Origin of the sequence: Gluconobacter sp. Dm-74 (assembly GCF_018256135.1) — a bacterium.
Classification (GTDB): domain Bacteria; phylum Pseudomonadota; class Alphaproteobacteria; order Acetobacterales; family Acetobacteraceae; genus Gluconobacter; species Gluconobacter cadivus.
Map to the genome: position 1 here is coordinate 75,733 of NZ_JAERLX010000006.1, position 21,564 is coordinate 97,296.

The 21,564-nt window shown below is 57.6% G+C and carries 17 protein-coding genes; 11 read left to right on the forward strand and 6 right to left on the reverse strand.

The features are described 5' to 3' along the window. From JK208_RS10125 to thiD, 4 genes are read left to right on the forward strand one after another with little or no spacing between them, the layout of a single operon-like run. Complete coding sequence (locus tag JK208_RS10125; protein ID WP_211576048.1) at positions 1-759, forward strand: thiazole synthase; 759 nt, start codon at positions 1-3, stop codon at positions 757-759. After that, entirely contained in the window at positions 756-1,367 is a 612-nt protein-coding gene (locus JK208_RS10130; RefSeq protein ID WP_206035123.1) for a thiamine phosphate synthase, read from the forward strand. Before JK208_RS10125 ends, JK208_RS10130 begins: the two co-directional genes overlap by 4 nt. Further along, positions 1,364-2,326: a HesA/MoeB/ThiF family protein gene (locus JK208_RS10135; protein WP_249202087.1), complete on the forward strand. Its 963-nt coding sequence runs from the start codon at positions 1,364-1,366 to the stop codon at positions 2,324-2,326. The genes JK208_RS10130 and JK208_RS10135 overlap by 4 nt, the downstream gene beginning before the upstream one ends. Further along, entirely contained in the window at positions 2,323-3,054 is a 732-nt protein-coding gene (gene thiD, locus JK208_RS10140) for a bifunctional hydroxymethylpyrimidine kinase/phosphomethylpyrimidine kinase (protein WP_211576050.1), read from the forward strand. Before JK208_RS10135 ends, thiD begins: the two co-directional genes overlap by 4 nt. 10 nt (positions 3,055-3,064) lie before the next feature. Here thiD and JK208_RS10145 read toward each other — a convergent pair whose 3' ends face one another. Next, on the reverse strand, positions 3,065-4,249 hold the full coding sequence (locus tag JK208_RS10145) for an MFS transporter (RefSeq protein ID WP_211576145.1): 1,185 nt from the start codon (positions 4,247-4,249) through the stop codon (positions 3,065-3,067). 403 nt (positions 4,250-4,652) lie between these two features. On the opposite strand from JK208_RS10145, the gene JK208_RS10150 reads away from it, so the two are divergent. The 4 genes from JK208_RS10150 to JK208_RS10165 all read left to right on the forward strand — a co-directional run bounded on the left by JK208_RS10150 (position 4,653) and on the right by JK208_RS10165 (position 9,044). After that, the gene (locus JK208_RS10150) at positions 4,653-6,947 is read left to right on the forward strand and encodes a TonB-dependent siderophore receptor (RefSeq protein WP_249202088.1); all 2,295 of its coding nucleotides are present in this window, start codon (positions 4,653-4,655) and stop codon (positions 6,945-6,947) included. Further along, positions 6,947-7,264: a hypothetical protein gene (locus JK208_RS10155; protein WP_249202089.1), complete on the forward strand. Its 318-nt coding sequence runs from the start codon at positions 6,947-6,949 to the stop codon at positions 7,262-7,264. The genes JK208_RS10150 and JK208_RS10155 overlap by 1 nt, the downstream gene beginning before the upstream one ends. Further along, positions 7,264-8,730 carry a PepSY domain-containing protein gene (locus JK208_RS10160; protein WP_211576051.1) on the forward strand — a complete coding sequence of 489 codons (1,467 nt, stop codon included), beginning with the start codon at positions 7,264-7,266 and terminating at the stop codon, positions 8,728-8,730. The genes JK208_RS10155 and JK208_RS10160 overlap by 1 nt, the downstream gene beginning before the upstream one ends. A 65-nt stretch (positions 8,731-8,795) precedes the next feature. Beyond that, the gene (locus JK208_RS10165; RefSeq protein WP_211576052.1) at positions 8,796-9,044 is read left to right on the forward strand and encodes a hypothetical protein; all 249 of its coding nucleotides are present in this window, start codon (positions 8,796-8,798) and stop codon (positions 9,042-9,044) included. Between the two features lie 36 nt (positions 9,045-9,080). Here the strand turns inward: JK208_RS10165 and JK208_RS10170 are convergent, their stop codons facing one another. After that, the gene (locus JK208_RS10170) at positions 9,081-10,253 is read right to left on the reverse strand and encodes a diguanylate cyclase (RefSeq protein WP_194267540.1); all 1,173 of its coding nucleotides are present in this window, start codon (positions 10,251-10,253) and stop codon (positions 9,081-9,083) included. A gap of 254 nt (positions 10,254-10,507) precedes the next feature. Here JK208_RS10170 and JK208_RS10175 point away from each other — a divergent pair, with 254 nt between their 5' ends. Continuing rightward, entirely contained in the window at positions 10,508-11,428 is a 921-nt protein-coding gene (locus tag JK208_RS10175; RefSeq protein WP_349291981.1) for a bile acid:sodium symporter family protein, read from the forward strand. On the opposite strand, the gene JK208_RS10180 is transcribed toward JK208_RS10175, so the two are convergent. Next, complete coding sequence (locus JK208_RS10180; RefSeq protein WP_211576055.1) at positions 11,403-12,722, reverse strand: ATP-dependent RecD-like DNA helicase; 1,320 nt, start codon at positions 12,720-12,722, stop codon at positions 11,403-11,405. The genes JK208_RS10175 and JK208_RS10180 overlap by 26 nt on opposite strands. A 97-nt stretch (positions 12,723-12,819) precedes the next feature. On the opposite strand from JK208_RS10180, the gene tmpT reads away from it, so the two are divergent. Both tmpT and JK208_RS10190 read left to right on the forward strand, forming a co-directional pair. Further along, a complete protein-coding gene (gene tmpT / locus JK208_RS10185) occupies positions 12,820-13,482 on the forward strand; it encodes a thiopurine S-methyltransferase (protein WP_211576151.1) in 663 nt (220 codons plus the stop codon). A 266-nt stretch (positions 13,483-13,748) separates the two neighbouring features. Further along, the gene (locus JK208_RS10190) at positions 13,749-16,994 is read left to right on the forward strand and encodes a TonB-dependent receptor domain-containing protein (RefSeq protein WP_249202090.1); all 3,246 of its coding nucleotides are present in this window, start codon (positions 13,749-13,751) and stop codon (positions 16,992-16,994) included. Between the two features lie 289 nt (positions 16,995-17,283). Here JK208_RS10190 and JK208_RS10195 read toward each other — a convergent pair whose 3' ends face one another. From JK208_RS10195 to JK208_RS10205, 3 genes are read right to left on the reverse strand one after another with little or no spacing between them, the layout of a single operon-like run. Continuing rightward, a complete protein-coding gene (locus JK208_RS10195) occupies positions 17,284-18,432 on the reverse strand; it encodes a hypothetical protein (protein WP_211576063.1) in 1,149 nt (382 codons plus the stop codon). 43 nt (positions 18,433-18,475) lie between these two features. Continuing rightward, entirely contained in the window at positions 18,476-19,906 is a 1,431-nt protein-coding gene (locus tag JK208_RS10200; RefSeq protein ID WP_211576064.1) for a cytochrome c, read from the reverse strand. Further along, entirely contained in the window at positions 19,903-21,561 is a 1,659-nt protein-coding gene (locus tag JK208_RS10205; RefSeq protein WP_211576065.1) for a GMC family oxidoreductase, read from the reverse strand. The genes JK208_RS10200 and JK208_RS10205 overlap by 4 nt, the downstream gene beginning before the upstream one ends. Between the last annotated feature and the right edge of the window lie 3 nt (positions 21,562-21,564).

Consider the following 21,564-nt stretch of genomic DNA (forward strand, 5'->3'; position numbering starts at 1 on the left):
ATGTTTTATGGCGTTGATCTGACGTCGCGGCTGATGCTCGGGACGGCTCAGTATCCGTCGCCCGCAGTCCTGCTGGAGGCGATCGAGGCGTCCGGCGCGGAAATCATCACGGTGTCGCTGCGGCGGGAAGGCGCTGCGGGGGCGGCGTTCCGGAACATCCTGTCCGAAAGCCGCTGTCGCCTGCTGCCAAACACTGCCGGGTGCCATACGGCCCGCGAAGCCGTCACCACGGCCCGCATGGCGCGCGAAGTGTTTGGAACGTCGTGGATCAAACTGGAAGTCATCGGCCATGCCGACACACTCCAGCCGGACCCGTTCGCGCTCGTCGAAGCCGCGCGCGTGCTGTGCGCGGAGGGGTTCGACGTATTTCCCTACACGACCGAAGACCTGATCGTGGGGGAAAAACTTCTGGAAGCCGGATGCAAGGTGCTGATGCCGTGGGGCGCGCCGATCGGATCGGGGCAGGGGCTGCGCAATCCTGAGGGTCTGCGGACCATGCGGGCGCATTTCACCGGTATTCCGCTGGTTGTGGATGCGGGGATTGGTGCGCCCAGTCAGGCGGCACAGGCCATGGAGATGGGGCTGGACGCCATTCTGCTCAATACGGCGGTGGCCAAGGCCGTGGACCCGACGGCCATGGCGCGGGCGTTCGGTCGCGCTATTCAGGCGGGGCGGGAAGCGTTCGAGGCCGGGCTGATGCCCAGACGGGACATGGCCTGCGCCTCAACCCCGGTTTTCGGTCTGGCGGAGTTGGTATGATGACGCTTGATCCGTTTTATCTTCTGGTGGGGGACGTTTCGCTCCTTGAAACGCTGCTGCCCTGTGGCGTGCGTCTGGTCCAGCTTCGGCTGAAGGACAAGCCGGATGCAGAGCTTCGCCGTCAGATCCGCCATGCCCGGGCACTCTGCGCCATTCATGGCGCGCAGCTTGTCATCAATGATTACTGGCGTCTGGCGCTGGAACTGGGGTGCGATTTCGTCCATCTCGGGCAGGAAGACATGGAGACCGCCGATTTTGACGCTCTGCGGCGTGCGGGCATCCGGTTCGGACTGTCCACTCACGATCCAGCGGAGCTTGAACGCGCTCTGTCTTTCAAACCGGCCTACGTCGCACTCGGTCCCGTCTATCCGACGTTGCTGAAGAAAATGAAATGGGGGCCGCAGGGGTTGGAGCGCGTCCGGGACTGGAAAACCCGTGCCGGAGACACGCCACTGGTCGCCATTGGGGGCCTCACGCCGGAGCGTTTGGAAGGGGTTTTCGCGGCGGGGGCGGACAGTGCTGCGGTTGTGACGGACATTCAGCAGGCGGAAGATCCGGTGGCGCGCTGTCGGGAATGGGTGGCCGCGACGCAGGCCTACAGACAATGAGCCGTTATTCGCGACAGACCGGGCTTTTCCCGCAGGGGGGGGCGGATCAGAAGCGCCTTTTGGAAGCCCATGTTCTGGTCGTGGGCGCAGGTGGTCTGGGCGCGACTGTTCTGCCCGCGCTCGCCGGTGCTGGATGTGGGCGGATCACGGTGGTCGATCATGACCGTGTGGATGAGAGCAACCTGCATCGTCAGACGCTCTTTCGCATGGACGATATCGGCCGCTTCAAGGCCGCCTGCGTGGCCGATCGGCTGTCGGACCTGAACCCAGATTGTCAGATCGTACCCGTGGCGGAGCGTCTGGAGCCGACACTGGCGCGGAGCCTCCTGACGGATGTGTCCGTTGTCGTGGATGCGGCGGACAGCGTGGCCGTCACCTATCTGCTGTCCGATCTGTGTGTGGAAGCGGGTCTTCCCCTCGTGAGTGCTTCGGTGCTTGGGCGGTCGGGCTATGCGGGTGGGTTCTGCGGTTCGGCGCCGGATTACCGGGCTGTTTTCCCGGATCTGCCCGCCATTCTGCCGAATTGTGCGGAGGCCGGTGTGATGGGGCCTGCTGTTGCAGCACTCGGGGCCATACAGGCGCAGATGGTGCTCTCCGTTCTGCTTGAAACGCAGCCCTCTCCGCTGGGGCAGATGATGACGCTGGATCTGGAACGCTGGAGAAGTTCGTCTTTCCGGTTCGATACAGCGGTTTCTGCTGAAAATGAGGGTCCCTTCATTCTCGGGCTTGAGGAGATCCGCGCGGACGACCGCGTTTTCGATCTGCGGGGGCCGGAGGAACAGGGGCCGCCCTCCGTGTCCTGGGCCGTTCGCGGGCCGATCGCGCACCCAGAAACGCTGGCGGAGGGGACGGGTAGGACCGTTTTCGTCTGTGCCAGTGGTCTGCGGGCCTGGCGGGCTGCTAAACGCTTTTCCACACAGGCGGGTGGTCTTGTCTTCATTGCAACGACGGGACGATGACGCAGCCTGTTCTTCTGATCGGTGGGATAGATTCCAGCGGGGGCGCTGGTCTTGCACGGGATCTCCTTGCCGTGCAGGCGTCTGGACAGACCGCACGTCTTGCCGTCACCGCCGTCACGGCACAGACCGATCATCGCGTTCTGGCGGTGGAGCCTGTCCCTCCATCGCTTCTGGCCGCGCAGATTGAAGCGGCGCTGGAAACGGGGATCGGGGCCGTCAAGATCGGGGCCGTGTTCAACGCGCCTCTGATCCGTGTTGTCGCAGCGCTTCTGCCAGATGTTCCGGTGGTGCTGGACCCGGTGCTCTGTTCAAGCTCCGGTCATGCGCTGCTGGACCCGGAGGGTATGCAGGCTCTGATCGCCCTGCTTCTGCCCCGCACTACTATTCTTACTCCCAATCTGCCGGAACTTGCGGCGCTGGCTGCTGCACTGGGGATAGCTCCGACGGTGGAACGCGAGGAAATTGTCAACGCGCTGCTGTCTCGTGGTTGTCGGAGTGTTCTGCTCAAGGGCGGGCATGATCTGCCGTCTTCGGTTTCTGAGGATGTCCTGTATGAAACGGGTTCTCTTCCCTTAGCTTTCCGTTCTCCCCGTTTTGCATTTGAGTTGAGGGGAACGGGCTGTCAGCTTGCCAGTGCTCTGGCGGCGGGGCTGGCCATTGGACAAGATCTTCCCAAGGCCATCCGGGCTGCGCGTTGCGGAATTGAAGAGCGTTTCCGTAACGCCTGACAAGAATGTGTCAGTCGTGCTGGAGTTTGCGTGGGAAGGCAGCCGGGTTGAACGCTGCGAGCAGGATGCCGCCCAGTGCGATCAAGACGGAGGCGGGGCAGAGCACCGCAAATCCCAATGTATTGAGAAGATGGCCGCCAATCGCCGAGCCCAGCAGGATGCCCATGTTGCTGCTGCTGTTGACGGCCGCGCCCGCAACATCCGCACTGGTTGCGCGGGCCCGGATGGCACCGGACATAACGAAGGGAATGATGGCAGCATAGCCCATGCACCATAGCCCGATCGCCGCGACGCTTGGCCAGGCGGACAGCAAATGTCCGTAGACCAGGGTCATGCCCGTCAGCATGGCGATGCCGCCACCGAACAGACCGCCCGCAGGCCAGCGATCCACGACCTGTCCTGCCGCCCACAGACCGGAAATGCTGACAAGTCCGGTGATGAGCAGCGCAATGCTTAACAGATGTTCGGGCAGACCATGTGCCAGAAGCAGCGGAGAGACATAGGTATAAAGCAGGTTATGCGCGAAGAAGAAAATGGCATTCACGCCGATCACGATGCCGAAAATCCGTGCGGCATGGGGTGAGCGGAGGGTGGGGACCTTGAGGGCCTTGGTATCGGCGCCGCGTACGGGCGGGAGATAGAGCGTGATGAAGATCGTCAGCATCGCGGCCAGCGCTGCGATGACGTAAAGCGCCACACGCCAGCTTGTGAACTGGCTGATCGCGGCGGCTCCCGGAACGCCCAGAACAGACCCTAGAGACGTCCCTCCGAAAACAAACGAAATGGCGCGTCCCGTCATACGTTCGGGCACGAGATGGGCGGTATAGGCAGCGGCAATGGACATCAGCAGCGCGTGAGACAGGCCACCCAGAGCCCGGCCGACGCAGAGAATGCCGAAGCTGGGTGCCATGGCGGAAATCAGGTTGGAGACGACATACCCGACGAGGCAGAGCACCATGAGCATCTTGCGGTCCATGCGGCTCGTGGCGATCGTGATGGGAACGGCCCCGAATGCGACGAGCAGGGCATAGGCGCTCACGGCCAGTCCGGCGTGACCTTCGGTGATGTTGAAAGACTTGGCCATGTCGATCAGCAGGCCAACCGGAGCGACCTCGGTTGTCACCGCAATGAAGGTCGATGCGAACAGAGCGCAGAGACCCGCAATGGCCGGGCCGGAGAGCGTTTTGAACACGATGCAATTCCTGACTGGAACGGTGACCTGAGCGTCCCGAATGCGAGGGCTTTTGGCACTTTGATCGCATCACGGAAACCCAAAAATGCAGGGTGATGCAATGATCGTTTTAAGGGGGGCGGAATGGCCCGCAAGGCCCGTTTTGTCAGGGATTTATGAAGATGTCCGGTTTCGTTTTTCCGGCATGATATTCCGGATTCGATGGATCATCTCCAGAAGCTTTCTGGAAGGTTATTCCTGTACCCGGCCCCCGTATCAGGCGTCGAAAGTGTTTCGTATGTTTTCGTAAAGGCTTTTTTTGCCAACAAAAGCGGAATAGCGTTCTGTTAATAAGAACTATTCTCATATAAGTTTGCGTCATCCCTTCCATGAGAGGGGGCTGATAAACGGTCACTCGAAAGCGCGTATGATGCAGACAGGGAATAATCCGGCTTTACGTTCCCGTCCGGGAACGGGGTTCAGAAAAACCCTGTATGCTCTCGCGCTGCTGTCCGGTGGCTGGGAGGAAGCTGTGGCGCAGGCGGTCCCTGCGGATCTCTCTGCGGCGAGACAGGAGCAGAAGAAGGTCTCCACAAAGAAAAAACCGTCTTCTCTCGTAGCAGCAGACGCAGATGTTCCCGGTAGTGTCGAGCAGCTTCTGGTCCATGGACATCGTGCAACCGCTACCACAGACGGCACCGGGACATATACCGTGCGTGCGGTGTCCACGACGCGCATGTTGTTACGGCCCGAAGATGTACCGCAGTCAATTTCTGTTCTGAGCACGCAGCAGATGAAGGACCAGAATCTTTTCACTGTCGATAACGCGCTCAAACAGGTCGCGGGCGTCAACGTCAATCTGTATGGCGATGGTACGGCGGGGTTTTCGTCCCGTGGTTTCCAACTCGCGGCCCAGTACGATGGATCGCCCGCGACAGGTGGTCTTCAGCTTGCCCAGCAGTTCGACCTTGCGATCTATGATCGGATCGAGGTTCTGCGCGGCCCCGATGGTGTGTTGCAGGGTTCGAGCGCACCGGGAGGCAGCGTCAATTTCGTCCATAAACGCCCGACCGAAACATTTCAGGGCAATGCGTCTTTCAGCGCCGGATCATGGGATAATTATCATGCCAGCGTCGATGTGGGTGGGCCGATCGGGAACTCGAAAATCGTGTCTGCCCGTCTGGTCATGGCCGGGACCGATCGCGATTTCTTCTATAAAAACGCCTATGACCGCCGCTGGACGATCTACGGTGTGACGGACGTTCATATTGATCGGCGTACTACCCTGACCGTTTCCGTCACGTCGCAGTCCAATGACACGACCCGCTATATGGGCCTGCCGCGCATGAGCGGGACGGGGGCGGACCTCAATCTGCCGCGCAATACGTTCATCGGCTCGGACTGGAACAAGGGGCAGGTGCCGACGACCGAAGTCATGGCGCAGCTCGAACGGCGCTTTGGTGCGGGCTGGGTCGGGCGTGTCACAGGGCGGCACAGGACGGCCGATACTGATCTGCAATACAGCTATATCAACGCTTATAATGCCAAGGCACAGACAGCGAATTATGTGGCGGCCCGCTCCATTTACAGCGAAACCAATGATGGTGTGGACGGGTATCTGACAGGGCCGCTGCATCTTCTGAACCGGACGCATACGCTCATGATTGGCGCGAATTATAACCGCTATGTCTATGAAGGCGGCGGGGCAAGCGTGAACTCTCGCACGAACGCCGCTCTGGCCGGTCTGCCGATCAGCGATTATGGCGCCATTTCAGGGGCTATTCTTCCCTCCGTCAAAAGTCGGAGCTGGCAGCCGACCGAACAGTGGGGTGTGTACGGGCAGGGGCGCTTTCAGCTCATGCCGAGCATTTTCCTGACGCTGGGCGGGCGCATCAGCGGATATGTGCAGAAATCGCGCGATCTGGTGCCGGGTGCCGTGACCAGTACGTCCATAGACCAGCAGGGTATCCTGACGCCCTATGCTGCGCTGGTCTATCACGTTCTGCCGCACATCACATTCTATGCCAGCTATACCGATACGTTCAGCCCCCAGTCTGCCTATGGCGTGGACGGACGTCAGCTTCAGCCGGTACGGGGCGGGCAGCTTGAAGGCGGCATGAAAGGTGCGCTGTTCAACCAGATGCTGAGCTTCACGATGGCGGGATACAAGATCGTGCAGCGTAACGATGCCATTGCCAACAGCGATCTGGACCCGACCTGTGGCCCGAGCCATACCGCCACATGTTACGTCGCGGCAGGAAAAACGCGCAGTCAGGGTGCGGAAGCCGAAGTGATTGGTCGTCCCCTGCCGGGATGGGACATCAATGCCAGTTACACCTATAATGACAACCGCATCGTTGATAACGGCACGCCCTCGAATGCAGGCCTTGCCTATGCCGGGAATTCGCCGCGTCATTTATGGAAGCTCTGGACGCATTACCGGTTCGAACCCTATCGTGGTGCGCAGAAAAACATCTGGAGCATCGGGGGCGGCATCAATGCGCAGAGTGGGACGTTCGGCACCAATCGTCTTGTCACGCAGTCCGGCTACATCACCGCCTCGGCACAGGTCGGATATCAGTGGAACCGCTATCTGGCGTTGACCATGAACCTCAACAACATCTCCAATACGCGCTATTATCAGCGTCTCGGTAATTTCTATTATTACAACTATTACGGTGAGCCCCGGAACTTCATGTTTACCCTGCGCTCGAATTTCTGATGCCTTCCGAAGCTCCCTCAACCGCACGCTCCCGTCGTTCCTGGGCTATCGTGTCGTCGCCAGCGCGCCGGTGGATCTGGCGTGCGGTGTTCGTGTTTGCGCTGGTCTGGATGGCGGCGCATTTCATCACGCTGGGCGCCCTGAAATGGGGGCCTGCTGTGCGGCATGACGCGACGGTTCTGGGGCAGATGATTGCGGTCGCTGCGCTTCCGCTGCTGTTTCTGCTCGCTTTCGGAACACGCAGTCCGTTGCGTGGCGGGATTATTGCTGGAGCGGTCGGCGTTGTGGCCCTTCTGGCCGTTTTGTTGCATTCGTGATGCAGGATACGCTTCGCACCCGGATGGGATGGCTGCATGCCTGGGTCGGTTTTGCCGCAGGGCTCCTGCTGTTCTGCGTTTTTGCCTCAGGCTGTCTTGCCGTGTTCGACACCGAACTCACGCGCTGGCTCCAGCCTGAAGCCCCACCGCAGACAGAGGCATTTTCTCCGCAATCTCTGGACCATGTCCTTCCGGCCGTGCACGACCTGCTGGCGCAGGGTGAAAAGCCGTTCATAACCCTGCCTTCCGCACGGGACCCCTATCTGCGTCTGGAGCATCATGACGGGCATGAGTTCCTGACCGTTCCATACAATCCACAGACTGGAGAACGTCTGAACGTCCGCGCTACGGCCGGAGGGACGTTTTTCTACGACCTGCATTACACGATGCGTTCCGGCGTTTACGGAGAAACGGTTGTTGCGTTTGCAGGTCTGGCGCTTCTGCTGACAATCGGTTCGGGCATCATCATCCATCTGAAGGGGCTTATCTCCGACTTGATGCTTCTGCGTCCTTTTGCCGCCAGATTGCGGGCATGGCTGGATGTGCATGTGGTGGCGGCTGTTGTGTTTCTGCCGTTCATTCTTCTGATGGCCTATAGCGGCACTTTCATTCGTGCGCGGACGCTTTTTCCGCCCGTGTCCTATCTCGCATCCGTTGAAAACGCTTTCCGGGCCTCTGCGCCATCCACGCACCAAAAATCCGAGAAACCGGCTGTTTCAATCCCCTCAACCTTCCCGCCGCTGGCTCCCCTTGTGGCGGAGGCCGAGCGTACGATTGGGGCGGGCCAGACCGGATATATCCTGTTTCAGCCGCAGAATATCCTCATATCCCGAACCGATGCGTCCGGCCCGTTACTGACACGCGAGCATGTCGATTTCAGCCCGGTGGACGGTCATGTTCTGCGTCATGTCCTGCTGCCGGGCGCCATTACCCATACGGAGCAGGTTCTGAAAGGGCTGCATTACGCACGCTGGACGGGGGTGGGCATGCGCTGGCTGTATTTCATTTCGGGCGCCATGGGGGCCGTCATGTTCGCGAGCGGCTCTATCATTTTTCTGATGAAACGCCGTCGTCAGTCAGGGGAGCGGCTCATGTTCCGGATTGCCGAGGGCCTGGCCATCGGCAGTGTTGTGGGGATGCCAATGGGGGCGCTGGCTTTTTTTTTGGCCAATCGCCTGTTGCCCGTCGCTTTGCACGACCGTCCGCTGGCGGAAGGACATGTTTTTCTGGCTGTCTGGATGCTCAGTGCCGTTTCGGGGATGGTGTGGAGCCTTCTGGGCCGTCCGTTTCAGGGCTGGAAAATCCAGCTTTTCTGTCTGGCGGGGCTTGGTCTTTTTCTGACGCCGCTGGACGTTATGACCCGACCGGGGGTTACATTTTTTCATGTTCCAACGGTTTTTGCCGCAACAGATCTGGTGGCGTTTTTTCTGGCGCTCGTCTCGTTCCAGATGGCGCGTCGGCTGTGACGATCGTTCTCTGCACGTGTCTATGGAGCCTGTTTCTGCTTTTGCAGGCCTGCCATGAGCCGAAAATGCTGCGGTTTGCGCGGCTTCAGAAACCTGCGTGGCTGCAAAGGGCAGGGGGGGTCCGGTTCGTCTTGCCTCTCGCGGCGCTTGCACTGTGTTTTGCGGAGCGTGCGTCGACAGCACTTCCAGTCTGGGTTGCGACACTTTCAGTCGCGGGGTTACTCGTCGCGCTGGGTTGGTCCGGACTGGCCCGATACCGGGAACTTCTGATCTCGACTTCGAACGTCAGGGCAAAAACGCTTGGAAAAGAGTGAAGGTCCGGGTTTGCAGGGATAGGGCTTGAAAAGATCTTATATTCCCGGAAGTGAACTGTCTTCTTCCTGTGCAAAGTGAACCACGCGATCACGACCCGTCTGTTTGGCGGCATAAAGAGCATTGTCGGCCCGGGCCAGAAGATCTGTTCGACTGATCCCCGTGCCAGGACAGAGGGCAGCGCCAATGCTCAGTGTTGCCGTGATACCGTCCTCTCCGATCAGACGGGTTTCGGTTGAGAACGTATTACGGAGGCGCTGGGCGGTTGCGAGCATTTCGTCGACACTTCCGCACTGGAAAACGATGACGAATTCGTCCCCGCCAATACGGAACAGGCTCGTCGTTGGGTAAAGAAGATCCCTGCAGACACGCCCCATGGTGATGATGATCTGATCCCCGATTGCGTGGCCATGGAGGTCATTGATGTTTTTGAAATGATCGATATCGACCATGAGAAGCGCTTCATGGGCGCAGTTTTTTCCGTCATTTTCCAGCCATTCCTGAAAGGCCCGGCGATTGCCGCCGCCTGACAGAGGGTCCTGAAGGATAAGTTCTTTCTGCTGGAAGGCCAGTTGCTCCCATGGGATTGCAATCATGCCCAGAGCGAATAGCGTTACTTCGATAACGGTCAGGAAATTATAGGTTGCCACGGCCCAGATGGTTGCTGGAGCGGCTCCAAGAGGAGCTGGCATCCACAGTACGAGCGCCACCAGTAAAAGATAAAACCCTGCATAGAGGGTCAGAAGTCTTTGCAGGTTGCGCCGTGCCGGGGTTCTGATCTGGTCTGCGTTCCGCAGATTCCGAAGTCCCAGAATGTGGAGCATTGCAAGCGCGGCCAGACGGCAGGCCGTACTGAGGATGTGGAACAGCCCTGTCCGCCCCGAGAGGGCTGACAGAACAAAGAAGACGATGCAGGCCAGCAGAACCGGCAGAACCCGGGTGCGATAGCCAAGGATGATTCGCATGGCCTGCCACGCGGCTCCGTAGGCCATGATCATGAACAGTGAACTCATCCGGAGTCCCCACTGTCCCGGCAGAATGCTCTGGACAGTGGAGAACAGGCCGGAGATCGCGCCCAGAAAGAAGGGAGCCGCGTACCACGCCATGCGGGACCATCGTCTGCCGGAAAATTCTGACAGGATGAAATGGACGCCCAGAAGCAGGAAAATAACCGTGCTGTACCCAAGCAGAGTGGGCGGATCAGGTGTCATGGATACTGCATGGGTTATTGAACAGGCCGCACAGGCCACTCCCGAAAACGCTGATGGACAGACTTCGATTCCTCACAAAAACAATAAAGACAGCTCGACCTTACCTTGAGGTTAATGGCATTTTTCAGGCTGGGTCTTTCTTATGGGCGGGTGACGCAATCGCCATCTCCCGGCATAAGGACTTTTTTTGTCCTCTTTGTCATGAGGGATCGAATGCCACCTGAAGAATGTTTTTGCGAAATGGTCCGGTTGCGGTGGTGATGCGTCTTTTCCCGCTCTGGGCTATTGTGGTGTCCGGGCTTGCACTCCTTCTGCCCGGAGTTTTCCTGACGCTCGTTCCCGCCATCACACCGCTTCTGGCGTTTGTTATGTTCACGATGGGCGTGTCGCTCACACCGGCTGATTTCGGGCGTATCCTGCGTCGGCCTGCGCCGGTTCTGGCGGGTGTGGGGCTGCATTATCTTGTCATGCCGCTTGCGGCGTGGGGGATCGCGCATCTGCTGGGGCTGTCGCCTGCACTGATGACAGGCATGGTCCTGGTTGGGTGCGTGTCGAGTGGTACGGCGTCCAACGTCATGATCTATCTGTCGCGCGGGGACGTGGCGCTTTCGGTCAGCATCAGTGCGTTTTCAACACTCGTCGGGATCGTGGCGACGCCGCTTCTGGTGCGGTTCTATGTCTCGGCCGGGGTGGCGGTGGATAGCTGGGCGCTATTTCGCAGCATCGTAACCATGGTGGCGCTGCCCGTTCTGGCGGGTGTTGTGCTCAACACGTTCTGGCATCGCGCGGTGCGCCGGGTCGAGCCTGCGCTTCCGCTGGTGGCCATGGTGTCGATCCTGCTCATTATCGGGGCGATCGTGGCGGGTGTGGGGCCGTCCTTGAAAGAAGCTGGTCCGATTATGCTGTTGGCTGTCATCCTGCATAACGGGATCGGGCTTCTGGGTGGCTATTGGGGCGGTCGGTTGCTCGGTTTTGACGAGAGTGTCTGCCGGACGCTGGCGCTGGAGGTCGGGATGCAGAATTCCGGCCTCGCCGCGACACTGGGGCGGCTTTATTTTTCTCCGCTGGCTGCACTGCCGGGCGCGGTTTTCTCCGTCTGGCACAATGTTTCGGGGTCCATGCTGGCCTCGCTCTGGGCGTCGCGGCCCATCAAGCGGAAAGACCCGCTGTGTTGACAAGAAACACCATGTCCGTCGCGCGCGTGACCGCCACATAGCAGAGCTGCTGCGTCTCCAGCGGGTTTTGCCGGGCGCGGCGACCGATGTCGCCGAGATCCACGAACACGTTTTTAAACGTGCTGCCTTGTGCAGTGTGGACGGTCATGGCGTAGATCGCCTGAAGCTGGAGCAGGGCATTCTGGAAGGCGAAACGGTGGCTCCAACGGCGGTGCTGCTGCTTCGCTTCCTGCACCAGACGTCGGTCCACGGCCTCCAGATCCTTCGGGTTCTGCACGATATGGCCGGTAATTTCCTCGCCCGCCATCGTCAGCAGCGTGACTTCCCATGACGCCAGATCGGCGACCCACGCCGGAACGTCCTTGCACAGCTCGAACTTATAGGACAGCCGACCGGGCTTGATATCCATGACGAGGACTTCCTCGTTCGTGGCGATGGCCTGACGTGGGCCGCTTTCTTCCTGCTGGACGGAAAACGGCGCGCGGGACACGACCCGCTCGCCGGGCATGAAGGGGGTGGGTGTCTCGCCGCCATAACGCCACAGCCGGACCATCCGGTTGATCTGATGCACCCGCGCATTCGTCCAGCACAGATAGCGGCACCAGTCGTTATCGGCGTCGAACGCGTCGGATAGGAACGCCTTGCGAACCCAGCTTTCCACATCTTTGGGCAGGAACAGGCCGGTCTGTTCCTGACGGGCATCGCGGACCCAGCTCCAGTCCGCTTCACCACCCTGGCTCTGGCGGATGAGGGTTGCGGCTTCGAGGATCGGATTGCCTGCCGCCTGTCGTACGACGGTGTCGAGATGGGAGCGTGAGGGCACGGAAAACGAAGGGGAGGCGGCTTCCCCGACGGGCGGAAGCTGGGCCGGGTCGCCGACGAACAGCACGAAGCAGTAACGCAGCAGATCGCGGATCCAGTTCATCAGTTCCGCCGAGAGCATCGAACATTCATCGACGATCACGATACCATCGGCGATCGTCTGCGGTCGCTTGGAGCGGACGAGAGTTGTGGTCGTACCCTGAGAAGAGGGCTGGAGGCTCAGCAGGCTCTGGATCGTGCGGCAATCGACGTCTCGGTCTACTTTGGAGCGCAGAACGGCAGTGGCCTTGTGTGTGGGAGCCGTGATGACCACGACTTTTTTCTCGCCCATGAAATGCCGGGCCACGGCCTGCATCAGGGTCGTCTTGCCGCTGCCCGCATATCCCGTCAGCAGGTGCGTGGGCAGTCCTGCGGCATGGGCGGCAATGATTTCATCGAGCGCCTGCCGCTGTGAGGGGGTGAGCATGACCATGAGCGGCTTTTCTCATATTTTCTCCGGGGAGGCCATTGCTTCGTCGAGAGAAGAAAGCACAGGATCGGCCAGGCTGAACAGGAGGATCGCCGGAGTGATGGATGCAGCGTCGAATGCCGTTTTCTGGCAGGGAAAATGGGAACGTGGGGAGACGGGCTTTCATGAAGTGCGCGCCAATCCGCTTTTGACCTACCATTTTGGCGCGTTGCATCTGCCGGTTGGGGCGCGGATTTTCGTGCCTCTGTGCGGGATGAGTCAGGACATGGTCTGGCTGGCCGGACGGGGGTATCGGGTGATCGGATGTGAACTCAGCGAGATTGCGGTGGAACGGTTTTTCAGCGATCTCGGCGTTACGCCCGATGTCGTTCAGGTTGGGACGCTGCGGCGTTTTTCAGCCTCAGACATTTGTATTTTTGCAGGCAATATTTTTGACCTGACGCCGGATCTTCTTGGCCCGGTGGAAGGTATTTATGATCGTGCTGCGCTGATTGCCCTTCCGGAAGATCTGCGGCAGGCATATGTCGCCCATCTTCTGGCCCTGACCGGTCCTGTGCCCGAACTGCTTGTAACGCTGACTTATGATCAGTCCTGTCTGAAGGGACCGCCGTTTTCCGTGGACGAGGACTTTGTACGCGCGGCTTACGGCAAGGTGTACGAAATCAGGTGCTTGCAAATGCGGGACGTTGCAGGCGGGCTGAAAGGACGCTGCCCGGCTTCCGAAAGTGTCTGGCAGTTTAGTCCGGTAGAGGTTGATAACTGAAAACACGCCCATGTCGAAGCCGAAATATAACCGGCGCGATATCGAAACGGAGGTTGTGTGCGCGTAAAGATCATAAAATGACTTACTGTAAGGCACCGGTGCCGCTCGCTTGGTCCCGAACACTATGTACCGAAGGTTAATGTGTCAAAACATTTTGGAAATAGACGACCCAAAACTTGGAATGATACCGAAATAAAGCGAGGTGGACTCATTCCAAGGCAAAGCTTTGCCTGCAGCCACCGTGGCGCATTGGGGAGTTTATGGACATGTGTACGGGCCTTCCATCCAAACCAAAACTGAAAGCGGTACTGCTGATTGGAGCCGCAATGACGGTTTCTGGCTGGAATATTGAGAATACCTATGCCGCGACTTCAGATTCTCCGCGTCACGGAGCAGTTAAGGCTGCCAAGCATAAAAAGAAGGTAGTTCGGAAGGCAACAACTGCTCATGATACGACTGCCGCTCCAACATCTGGCCTCTCGACTTCTCCTGCCGTCGCGACAAACGGTCTGCGTCAGAAATCCACCACAGTTTTACAAGCGTCTTCTGGTACTCTGAATGAGCATAGTGAAGACATTACAGTCACGGGCACACGTCTTTCGCAGACGCGCCTTAATGAGGTGACGGCAGGAAGCACGCTGGACGCGGCGCAGTTGCGCGCCCGCGGGTATTCCAATCTTGGCATGGCTCTTTTGCGTGAAAATCCGGCTTTTTCTGTCCCCTCCAACAGTCCGGTCGGTAGTCAGGGATCCTGGGGCGCGGGACAGACCTTCACCGGACTTCTTGCGCTGGGAGACCAGCGGACCCTGACGCTGATCGATGGCATGCGCATGGTTGGAGGGGCGACCGCTTCGCTTTATGGCGCTGGCAGTGGCTCGCAGGTCGATGTTGGCACCATTCCTACGTCCCTCGTGAAGAAAATTGATACGCGTTATGGCGGCGCTGGTGCGGCTTATGGCGCTGATGCTGTGGCAGGCGTTGTGAATTATCAGTTGGATGATCATTTCAAGGGTGTAGATTTCAATGCGCAGGGGGATTGGACGCAACAGCTGGATGGTGGAAAAGAAAAAATCTATCTGAAATATGGGACCGGCTTTGACCACGATAAAGGTGGTATCGTATTCGATGTTGAATACCGGAACGCCGATGGGCTGGTTTACAACGATCGCCGCAACACTATTGGGAGTGGGGCAGAAACATATCTCTGGCCAGCCAAGACCAGCGATTCTCCATACTATTATGTTCTGACTCGCAATGAGCGTTTTAGTCAGTTGAGTGCTACCGGTATTCCCTTGGTCAACGGGAACCTCAATCCTTCAACTTTTGGTGTGGCCTCGGGTGGTATCGCAGCGGCAGGTGGGGGAGTTCTGCAGTTTAGCCAGGATGGAAAATCTCTGGTACCGCTGACGGGAACAGTAACTCGGAGTAATTACTATACAGCGGGTGGCAATGGTCTTTCTTTTGAAGATTACGATCAGCTCTATACCCCCCAGCAATCCCTGAACCTGACGACTCTGGGTCATTACGATTTTACCGACCATTTACATGCGGCATGGCAGGGCTGGTATCAAAGGGGAGAGGCTAAAAGTTCGGTGAACCAGGGGCTTTATTACTCCGCCACCTTCGAGGGTTCTCCCCTGACGCGAGCAAATTTCGATTCGTCACCAGAAAGTTACGTTAACGGCAATCTGGTGCTGAGCACGTCAAACCCGTTTCTTACATCAGCAGAGCGTTCAACCATCGTGAATGCCCTGAAAGCCTCCGGCCAGCCGACGGATACGTTTTATCTCACCCGTGCCAATCAGGATTTCGGAGAAGGCGCTTTTACCACAACCAACCAGATGTATCGTTTTCAGGGCGGTCTGAATGGCGATTTTAATGCGGTTGGTCGCCATTTCGACTGGAGCGTGAAAGGGGAATATAGCGCATATCTGAGCAATACGCACACTCTGATGGTTGATACAAACAACCTCATTAATGCTCTGGATGCGGTGACGCTGCCTGATGGGACGATTGGCTGTGCGCCGGGTTACATCAATTCTACGGCCAAAACCCGTAGTGAAACCTGTGCGCCATTGAATGTCTTCGGGCGGGGGCAGGAAACTCCAGCGGCGCTTAATTATATTACATCGGTGGTCAATCCCAAGAACAAGAATACTCAGTTTGATATTCAGGCGGAAATGCACAGTACGGTCATGCGGTTGCCCGCCGGTGATGTTCGCTGGGATCTGGGTTATGAACATCGCCGGGAATCCTATGATTTCGATGCGGGGTCCATTCTGAATGGCGAGACCTTGGCGGATGGAAGTGTTCGTCAGTATGGTGATGAAATTCCCGTTCCCAATACTTATGGCGCTTACGGAACGCATGAAGTTTTTGGAGAGTTGGACGTTCCTATCGTCTCTCCGGCAATGCATGTTCCCGGAGCCTATAATATTTCAGCAACGGCGAATGGACGGTATATCTACAACACTATGACCGGCAGTTACTGGACCTATATGTTCGGGGGAAGCTGGTGGCCGACGAGAGATTTCGGATTTAGCGGGAATTATGCCCAGTCAGTCCGTAATCCATCCGTCACGGAGCTGTTTTCTCCCAAAAGTCGCGTAAACAGCATGGCGAGTGATCCCTGTGCGGCTGAAGATATTGCGTCTGGTCCTAATCCGGCTATTCGCGCAGCGAATTGCGCGAAGCAGGGTATTCCGTCGGGTTTTGTGTCAGATATCGTCAACTACGGGATATATGGATCTGATGGTGGCAATGCACGTCTGAAAAACGAAGTGTCCCACAGCTATACGGGTTCCTTCCATTTTACCCCACATTTCGTACCAGGACTTCAGCTTGATGCATCCTTCGTTGATGTAAAAATCAGCAATGAAATCATGGATCTGGGGATCAGTGATATTATGAGTTCTTGTTACGACTCAAAATCATTTCCCAATGCCTATTGCGATATGTTCACGCGCGATCCGAATACCCATCAGGTCACAGGCTATGAGGAAGGGTTTGTGAATATCGCCAACCAGCACATGCAGGCGCTGGAGGCTTCTTTGAAATACTATCTTCCGCTCCGGCGTTTTGGTAGACAGTTTGAGAACTGGGGAGCATTTGATCTTAGTGTAAACTATAATCATTATGTCAAAAATACCCAGACTTTCCTGGGAACAACCTACCCAGAAGTAGGAAGCACCAGTTCTCCGAAGGATTCATTTACGGCCAATTTGAACTATATTCGTGGTCCGCTATTTATTCAGTGGCAGACCATTTATTATGGTCCGTCCAAGTTCAACGTCACGGCAGGAGAATATGCGGAAACGGATAATAATCGTCCGGATTTCTTCTACTTCAATACGACGATCGGGTATAAAATCACCAAGAATTTCAATGTGAATTTCATGATGAACAATGTGTTTGATGCCTTGCCAAAAGACGTTGGTACAGTGGGTCTGGCACGGTATTACGATGTCATTCTCGGGCGTGCATTCGAGTTGCAGGCCGGGGTTCATTTCTGACCTTCAGTTGGTTTCGGGTTTCGCGGATATACGCGGAACCCGTTTCGTAATCGCTCCAGACCGAGCCTCAGTCCTGCGACGGGCCCGTTACCTGCCGGACAGGTATGTCGCGGCGACAAATTTCGAACGTAGCGCTGCCTGCCTTTCCACCAGTCTTTTACGGGTGTGTGGTTTGCCCAGACACTCAGGGGACTCAAAGCTGGCCCTGAATATTAGGGAGGACAGGCCTTTCTGCTCCGCGCGAAGAGCAGCAAAAAGGAACACCCAACCAAAAGATTTTATCCGGCTTTTACCATGCCGATGTCTTTTCGAGGTCGGCGCCTCCACCCGGAAGGGGCGTTTCACCTGCCTTGCTGAGTTGAGTCCCATTCCAGTTCAGGGTCAGGAGGCTGCGATCCATAACACCCTGAACCAGAATGGCATGACCATCAGGCGAGAAGGTCAGCCCCTGTGGCCATAAAGTTCCCGGTGCTTGGGCAAGGGGAGCCAGATGTCCGTCGTGGAATGAGAGAACCGTCACGATACCCCGATCATGATAGCGGGGCGACGAGGGGGGCAAGGCGGAGCCGTTCTGCGAAACGACGGCGACATACTGCCCATCCGGTGAGATATCCAGTCCTTCCGGCGCATTGGGAACAGGAACTCTCTGAATTTCACGGATCGGATTGCTCTTCAGGTCCAGAACGGAAAGGGCGCCTGGCAAACCTTCGCCATGGCCCAGAATTCCCATGATAGCGTAACGACCGTCCCGGCTGATCCGGATATTCCAGGGACCTGGCGCGATGTTTAAAGGATGTGGATCGACGGTGATCTGATCTTCTTTAATATGAAGGGTATAAACCTTGTCCGCCTGCCATAAACTGACAAGGGCGCGCTTTCCGTCCGGGAGAATGGCCAATCCCCCTGGAAATCCGGAGACAGGCAGAGGAATGACGCGTCGCTGGCTGAGGTTTCGCCCGTCGAATGAGAACCATGTCAGAACGCCGGATTTTCCGTTGGCGACGAGGAGGTGATGTCCATCCGGTGTAAAGCGCAGGGTCGTTGCGCCGGGTGCAGATGCGATGTGCTGGATGATTTTGGGTTGTGGACCGGAAACATCAATCACCGTGATTTCGTCATCCGGAACGATTTTGCCGCTTGTCGTATCAGCCTTGGATGCAGCGGAGACGACCAGGATTTTACCGTCCGGGCTGAAGGTAACAGCGGTTGGTGGTCCGACAACGCTGCTAGGCACATCGATGCTGGTTCGGACTTTCCAGATGCCGTCCGATGTTTTTTCAAGAAAGGAAAGTGAGTCCGGTGTGAGGGGGTGGGGGAGGACCTGCACACCATTCTGAAGAATGGAATGGGCATCATTGGCCGAGACGACCGTCTGGGCATGCAGGGGGGATGCGAACGCAAGAAGCGCGGCACAGGAAAGCAGGCACAATCTTTGCATTTCTGGAAGCTCCTGAAGACGTGGAACGAAAGCTCGCAAGGCCTCAGGCTTTCGTTTTTCGGGAAAGTCGGATGAAGAAGAAAATGGCGAGTGTGAGAAGCACGACTGCCACAATCATCGCCGGAACGGTGAAAGCACCGAGTTGTGCAATAAGAGGTTTGGGGCCGCCTGACCGGATGAGCTTCACATCATCAGGGGTGACTTTGACGTTCGGATTGCCAAAATTCTGTTCAATGTAATTGCTGATATCCGCGATATCCTGATCGGAGAGGGTATCAACATACGATCCCGGTCCAAATCCCGGCATGTAGGTCGTATGACCGTTCACTTCCCGGCGCACACCCATGAGGATAGTGGTGATCAGATTGTCGGCGATAGGGGCACCCACGGCCGTATTGTGGAAAAGCTGCGGATAGTATCCATCCGGACTACCCTGGCCGGTCGGACGGTGACAGGCCGCACATTCTCCTGAAAAGAGATATTCGCCGCGACTGAGCCGGTTGGCAGGCAGAGCACGATAGACGGCCTCACGTCCGGAGGCCTTTCCGTAGCTTTCCCGAGGCGCTTTGTCCTTACTGTCCGAGATGGCTGGAACCTGTTTGATGTAGGCGACCATCGCGCGGAGGTCGGCGTCATCCAGAGACTGGAAGCTATGTTCGATGGCTTCGGCCATAGGGCCGCCTGCCTGGGCTTTGCCGGGGACGTCGCCGGTTTTGAGATATCGGAACAGATCCTCGATACTCCAGCCACCAATGCCGCTGACGGGATCCGAAGTAATATTGGGGGCATACCATGAGGACAGTGAAGCACCAGCAAGAGGGCTGCCGCCTTTCTCCGCCATCATTGCATTGCGGGGGGTATGACAGGTGTCGCAATGGGCGAGAGCATAGGACAGATACTGCCCGCGATTGACCTCTGAGGATTTGGACGGATCCGGTTTGAACCGCGTGTCATCAAGGAAAAGGGCATTCCAGATCCCCATGGACGCCCTGATATTATAGGGAAAAGGGAGAGCCGTTTTTTGCGGTGTGCTCTCAACAGGCTTCACCTCGGACATGAAATAGACGTACAGCGCATGCACGTCGTCATCAGTCAGCTTGGTGTAGGATGTATAAGGCATGGCCGGGTAGAGATGGGCTCCGTCGCGCCGTATGCCTTCCCTCAGGGCGTGGGCGAACTCTTTCTCGGTGTAATTTCCGATGCCGTGCTCTTTGGAGGGCGTGATGTTGGTCGAATAGATCGATCCAAGTGGAGACGCGATGCCGTATCCGCCAGCAAAAGGCTGCGTTGAGCCGGGCGCCGTGTGGCAGGCCGCACAGTCAGCCGCAATTGCCAGATAATGTCCGCGCTGGGCAATATTCGTGTCGGGTCCATTGCTCTGGGCGTATGCGCCGGGGCAGAAACCGAGGACAGTAGCGGCAGCCAGGGCAAAAGCCCCCGAAAGGGGCGGGTTTATGCGGTGTTTCTGTTTCATGCCTGCCCCCGTGCGAAAGCGGCCTTGATGGAATCGGCGGCTTTCAGTCCGAGCGCGGCCATGCTGAGTGTCGTGTTGACGACGCTCGCGGATGGCATGGCGCCTCCGCCTGGAATCCACAGATTGGCGTGGTCATGGGCGCGGCAGTCGCCATCCACAACCGAATCCTTCGGGTCGCGGCCCATGATCGTTCCACCCATGATATGGTTGTTGGCGTTATAGTCCGTTGTGATACGGAGTTCTGTTCCTCCCATCAGGCCCGCAATTTCCTTGACCTGAGTGGTGACGGCATTCAGCCCTTTGCGCACATAATCACCCACATCATAGTGGATGTCCGGACAGGCGAGACCAAGAGGATCTTTCCGTGTTTTGCTGAGTGTCAGGCGGTTTTCGGGATCTGGCAGCGGTTCAAGGCTGATGGACAGGTCAACGCCGCAGGCCGCACGACGCCGGATCTCATCATCAAGCTCCTTGCCGACCAGACCCAGCTTGAGGGCCTGTTCCGTTGCAGGTGCAACGCGGCTGATATTGTTCAGGATCATCTTGTTGGCTGAATAGTCCCGCCGGAAATCCCCGTCCCGGGGGCCGACGATGCAACTGCTCTGTGCAGGGCCGCGTCCGAACCAGAGGGGTTCGTTGGCCAGGAAAGAGGCGTGCACGCCGGAATGGTCCATCATGTTGCGACCAACCTGATCGGAAGAATTGGCGATTCCGTTCGGGTTGCGGGCATTGGCGGCAAGCAGCAACAGACGGGGCGTCTCGATGCCATTACAGGCCAGGACGAATGTTTTGCCGGTCGCTTTGTGAGACTGCCGATGGGCGTCGTACCAGTGTACCGCTGTGACGCGGTTGTTTTCGTCGGTATCGATCCGGTAGACCACGGCTTCAGCAATGGTGACGGCCCCTTTGGCCTCGGCTTTTTCGATATGCTGGATACCGTTATACATCGCCCCAATCGGGCAAATGGGCTGGCAGTTATTGTTGCCGCAGCAGGCCGGGCGTTCTCCGAAAGGCTCCATGCTTCGGCCCTGCGGAATGGGAACCAGATGAAAACCATGGGGATTGACGATTTCGGCAACCCGGCGGTCTCCGTAACCGAAGGGGATCATGTCTCTGGGGTAGGGACGGCTGCGTTCCTGAGGAGACTGGAGAGCTTTGTCATGAGGGCCTGAGACACCCATTTCCTCCTCTGCCCGGCAATAAAAAGGCTCAAGGTCATCGTACGATATGGCCCAGTCGCGTCCGACGCCGTAGCGCGATTTCATTTCGAAATCGGAAGGTAGGTGTCGCCAGCACGATGCGGCCCAGTGCCATGTCGTTCCGCCCACAGTACGAAGATAGCCCTGTTTGAAGGCAGACCCGTTGGGACCGGATAATCCAACATAATCGTTGGGCGGAAAATAGAGCGGCGCCTGAGCCAGGGGGGACTGGGGATAGAGACCCTGAAAATCCGAATGAAGCCGGTTGTGGAAGGACATATTGCGCCAGTTTTCCACATATTCGGCACGCTTGAGACGAAGTCCCGCTTCCAGAATCACGACGGAATGACCGGCAGCAGCCAGTTCGTTTGCCACCAGCCCGCCGACCACTCCGGACCCGACGACAACGACATCCGCCGAGACGTCTCCAGATGATGTAAAATCCGGTTTGGCCATGGT

What these genes read in the sequence shown, in the direction of transcription:
- JK208_RS10125 (WP_211576048.1), top strand. Translation starts at nt 1, where the DNA reads ATGTTTTATGGCGTTGATCTGACGTCGCGGCTGATGCTCGGGACGGCT.
- JK208_RS10130 (WP_206035123.1), top strand. Translation starts at nt 756, where the DNA reads ATGATGACGCTTGATCCGTTTTATCTTCTGGTGGGGGACGTTTCGCTC.
- JK208_RS10135 (WP_249202087.1), top strand. Translation starts at nt 1,364, where the DNA reads ATGAGCCGTTATTCGCGACAGACCGGGCTTTTCCCGCAGGGGGGGGCG.
- thiD (WP_211576050.1), top strand. Translation starts at nt 2,323, where the DNA reads ATGACGCAGCCTGTTCTTCTGATCGGTGGGATAGATTCCAGCGGGGGC.
- JK208_RS10150 (WP_249202088.1), top strand. Translation starts at nt 4,653, where the DNA reads ATGATGCAGACAGGGAATAATCCGGCTTTACGTTCCCGTCCGGGAACG.
- JK208_RS10155 (WP_249202089.1), top strand. Translation starts at nt 6,947, where the DNA reads ATGCCTTCCGAAGCTCCCTCAACCGCACGCTCCCGTCGTTCCTGGGCT.
- JK208_RS10160 (WP_211576051.1), top strand. Translation starts at nt 7,264, where the DNA reads ATGCAGGATACGCTTCGCACCCGGATGGGATGGCTGCATGCCTGGGTC.
- JK208_RS10165 (WP_211576052.1), top strand. Translation starts at nt 8,796, where the DNA reads ATGCTGCGGTTTGCGCGGCTTCAGAAACCTGCGTGGCTGCAAAGGGCA.
- JK208_RS10170 (WP_194267540.1), bottom strand. Translation starts at nt 10,253, where the DNA reads ATGACACCTGATCCGCCCACTCTGCTTGGGTACAGCACGGTTATTTTC.
- JK208_RS10180 (WP_211576055.1), bottom strand. Translation starts at nt 12,722, where the DNA reads ATGGTCATGCTCACCCCCTCACAGCGGCAGGCGCTCGATGAAATCATT.
- tmpT (WP_211576151.1), top strand. Translation starts at nt 12,820, where the DNA reads ATGGATGCAGCGTCGAATGCCGTTTTCTGGCAGGGAAAATGGGAACGT.
- JK208_RS10190 (WP_249202090.1), top strand. Translation starts at nt 13,749, where the DNA reads ATGTGTACGGGCCTTCCATCCAAACCAAAACTGAAAGCGGTACTGCTG.
- JK208_RS10195 (WP_211576063.1), bottom strand. Translation starts at nt 18,432, where the DNA reads ATGCAAAGATTGTGCCTGCTTTCCTGTGCCGCGCTTCTTGCGTTCGCA.
- JK208_RS10200 (WP_211576064.1), bottom strand. Translation starts at nt 19,906, where the DNA reads ATGAAACAGAAACACCGCATAAACCCGCCCCTTTCGGGGGCTTTTGCC.
- JK208_RS10205 (WP_211576065.1), bottom strand. Translation starts at nt 21,561, where the DNA reads ATGGCCAAACCGGATTTTACATCATCTGGAGACGTCTCGGCGGATGTC.